The organism is Halovivax sp., from assembly GCA_007119345.1.
Classification (GTDB): Archaea; Halobacteriota; Halobacteria; order Halobacteriales; family Natrialbaceae; genus Halovivax.
The window spans coordinates 1-2,837 of record SKPV01000095.1; the positions used below are offsets into that span (position 1 = coordinate 1).

Sequence of the window (2,837 nt, forward strand, 5' to 3'; positions counted from 1 at the left end):
ACGTCCGCCTCACTCGCCGGGCCGGAACACGTCCGCCTCACTCGCCGGGCCGGAACACGTCCGCCTCACTCGCCGGGCCGGAACACGTCCGCGCGGACGTCCGTCGAGACGCCGTAGCGCGCGTCGGCGACGGACTTCGGGATCGAGTCCTCGCCGGCGTACCGCGAACCCAGCGATGCCGCGACGGCCTCCCGCACGCACGCCCTCGTCGCCGCGCCGACGCGGGTCGCGCTCCCGGAGAACTCGACCGGCGGGCCGTCGGGATCGTGCCCGACGGTGACGGCGTCGGTGGTCGTCCCCGGGAACCCCGTCGCCGCGAGGGTCGTCGCGGCCTTCGCCTCCGCGGCGACGGCGACCAGGTTGGCCAGGGCGCCGCCGGCGAGCGCGCGATCCGTCCCGACGATCACGTTGATCGTGCCCGCCCCCGGCGGGCGGGGATCGTCGGGCGAACCCGCACCGGGCGGCCGGGGATCGTCGCGCGGATCCGCGACGGAGTCCCCGCGATCGCCGTCTTCGGTCGCCGTTCGCGGCTCGGCCTCGGACGACCCCGCCGCGACTAGTCGGCCGTCCGGCAGCGCGCCACCCGAGGGTTCCGACGGAAGCGCCGCGGGATTCGACAGGCCGGCGGTCGCGAACGCCGTCACCGGCCCGCAGCGGGCGCCGCGAGCGTGCTGGAGTCCCACGCCGGTCAACAGCGTCGGTCCCGGCTCGTCGAACCCGGCCGCCGCGAGCCGGTCCGCCAGGTAGGGCGCGAGCTCCTCGCAGCGCCACCCCTCGGGAACGGAGACGTTGTACGCCGCGTCGGCGACCCGTCGGCCGCCGTCCCAGCCGGTGTGCAGCCACTCGGTTCCCGGTCGCGAGACGCGGAGGACGCCCCCGGAGCGGGTGGATTCGAACGCGTTCGCGGCACCGTCGTCGCCCGTCACGTCAGCGCCTCCAGCAGCCGATCGTTCGCCGCGCGGTCTTTCACCGCGACGCGGAGGTGGTTCTCGAGGCCGCGGAACGTCCGCGCGTCGCGGATCGCGATCCCCTCGCGCCGGGCGTCGGCGAGCACCGCGTTGGGGTCCCGGTCGACGCACTCGAGCAGGAGGAAGGGGGCGTCCGACGGGGCGACGGTGAACCCGGCGTCCGCGAGTGCGTCGCGGAGACGCGTCCGTTCGTCTCGAACGCGCTCGCGGCTCTCGCGGACGAAGGCGTCGTCTCGCAGGCAGTGCGCGCCGACGCGCGCCGCCGGCGTCCCCAGGCTCCACGCCGGTCGGGCCGTCTGCAACGCCGCCCCGAGGTCGCCCGTCGCGACCGCGAAGCCGGCCCGGAGACCGGGCAGCCCGAACAGCTTCGTGAGCGAGCGCGCCGCGACGACGTGCTCGAGATCCAACGTGGCGGCCGACGGGACGTTTGTGTATCCCAGGAACGCCTCGTCGACCAGGAGCGTCGTTCCCGCGTCCGCACAGCGGCGGGCGAACGCGGCGAGAGCGTCGGGCGCTACGGCGTCTCCCGTCGGGTTGTTCGGCGTGCAGACGATCGCGAGCGCGTACCCCTCCGGATCCGCCGCGAACAGTTCGTCGTGGGGACGAAAGCGCGGTTCGCCGCCTTGCAGGCGGACCTCGCGGGCGTACTCGCCGAAGCTGGGGGCGGGTAGCAACACGTCCTCGCCCGGCGCGACCGTCACCTCGATCGCGAGCCTGATCGCCGCCAGCCCGCCCGCGGTCGGGACGACGTGGTCCGCCTCGCAGCCGACGTAGTCGGCCGCCGCCCGCCGGAACGCCGGGTACTCGTCGTCCGGGTACCGAGTCGCCGCGTCGAGCGCGTCGCGGTAGACGGCCCCGACGCCGTCGGGACGTCGCGGGTTGACGTTCGCGCTGAAGTCGAGGACGGACGGGTCGGAGTCCCCGCCGTGGGGCACGCGCCCGGTCTCGCGTACGGCCGCGGGATCCACCGGTCACTCCACCCCCGTCGCGTCCGCCGGCTCCGGGTCGGGAGCGGACTCCCCGTTCGCGTCGGCCCCGAGGCGCTCGCAGACGGCGACGAACCGCTCCCGGACGGCCGCCATCCGACCGTCGGGGACGAGCGAGAGCGCGCCGCCCATCGCGACGCCCTCCTTGGCCTCGCCGGCGCAGTAGCGCTCCATCGCGACGCGCTCGCCCGCGTCGAAGCCGGGGTCGGTCACCCGCAACTCCAGATCCAGCCGGGAGGCTGCCGCCGCGAGGTCGGCGCTCGGATCGTCGGCGACGAACGACGTCGTCGCGACCGCGAGCGGATCGTCGACGCCGGCGTGGCGGAGCAGCGCCGCGACCGCCAGCTGCTGGGTGCCGCCGGCGAGGGTCACGTCGGCGCCCGACTCGAGCGCACCGGCGGCGATCCCGGCGACGACCGCCTGGACCGGATCGCCGACGCAGGCCACGGCTTCGACTGGGGCGCCGAGGCAGTCCCCCGACCGCAGGCCGCTCGTCCGCAGCGCCTCCTCGACGATCGATCGCTTGCGCTCGATCGGATTGTCGGGAAGCGAAGAGGAGACGCCGAGGGGCTCACCCAGCGCCGTCAGCACGGCCAGCGCGGTGGTCGTTCCCCCGGGAATCGTCTCGCCGACGAGGAGCGACTCGTCGGGTAGCGTCGCGCCGAGTTCGCGGGCGCGCTCGAAGAGGGCCGCCGCGGTCGGGACGGCCGTACGCCGGCGGATGTCGGCGCCCGGACCGGCGTCCAGGTCCACCGTCGGAGCGGCCGTCGACTCGGCGAGGCCGGCGTCGACCACCGTCACCGGGAAGCCGACGGCCTCGCGCACGGCACGCGTCGCCGCGGCGGGCGTCACGCAACCCGACGGCGACACCGGCGTGACGGGC

Annotated in this window: 3 protein-coding genes; all 3 read right to left on the reverse strand. The window is 75.7% G+C overall.

Features of this window, described 5'->3' with window-relative positions:
- Positions 1-65: 65 nt before the first annotated feature.
- The gene (locus tag QZT59_RS06545) at positions 66-926 is read right to left on the reverse strand and encodes an adenosylcobinamide amidohydrolase (protein WP_290813134.1); all 861 of its coding nucleotides are present in this window, start codon (positions 924-926) and stop codon (positions 66-68) included.
- Positions 923-1,936 carry a threonine-phosphate decarboxylase CobD gene (cobD, locus tag QZT59_RS06550; RefSeq protein ID WP_290813137.1) on the reverse strand — a complete coding sequence of 338 codons (1,014 nt, stop codon included), beginning with the start codon at positions 1,934-1,936 and terminating at the stop codon, positions 923-925. The genes QZT59_RS06545 and cobD overlap by 4 nt, the downstream gene beginning before the upstream one ends.
- 3 nt (positions 1,937-1,939) lie before the next feature.
- Positions 1,940-2,837: nicotinate-nucleotide--dimethylbenzimidazole phosphoribosyltransferase (locus tag QZT59_RS06555; protein WP_290813140.1), on the reverse strand; the 898-nt coding region annotated here is incomplete at its 5' end.